The following is a 559-nucleotide window of genomic DNA, read 5'->3' as shown; positions in this document are numbered from 1 at the left end:
CGCCGGCAAAGCGACTTTCCAGTAACCGGTTCGGGCGTTTCAGGTCGTAGTGCCGGCGCGTGACCTGGCTGGGACGGGTGCTGAAACCCGGGGAAAACCGGCTGACCACCGGATGCTCCGCCACCAGCCCGGCGTCTTGTTGATAAGGGGTTTCCCCCAGGATGGGGAAGAAGGTCTGGTCCTCGGTGAACACCAGCACATGGCCGTCCCGGGAATGCTGGTGGTGCCAGGCGAGGCCTTCCTCGGCGCACAGACGCTGGACGAATTCGAAATTGGTTTCCCCGTATTGCGTGCAGTATTCGCGCTCGGGACTGGTTCGGACGTGGAACCTGAACGCATCGGCCAGGATGCCATGCTGCTTGAGCACCTGAGTGATGATGTGCGGCACTGTCTGGTGCTGGAAAATCCGCTGATCGTGGCTGAACTGCAAGAAGTGCAGCGCCGGTACCAGGCTCAGGCGATAGCGGGTCAGGCGTTTACCGATTTCTCCCGCGAACGCCCCGTCGATATGCCCATGAATGCCTTCGCCGTTAAAGCCGAATTGGAGAAAGGCCGGTTG

The 559-nt window shown here is 61.0% G+C and carries 1 protein-coding gene; it reads right to left on the bottom strand.

Annotated features, from left to right (window positions below):
- Positions 1-559, bottom strand: a 559-nt coding sequence (locus tag MEB48_RS29035) for a contractile injection system protein, VgrG/Pvc8 family (RefSeq protein ID WP_269137652.1), incomplete at both ends; no start/stop codon positions are given.

Origin of the sequence: Pseudomonas sp. PGPR40, from assembly GCF_022014505.1 — a bacterium.
In the GTDB taxonomy this organism is placed as follows: domain Bacteria; phylum Pseudomonadota; class Gammaproteobacteria; order Pseudomonadales; family Pseudomonadaceae; genus Aquipseudomonas.
The sequence above is the reverse complement of the archived record's forward strand: the minus strand, read 5'-3'. Positions and strand labels throughout refer to the sequence as shown.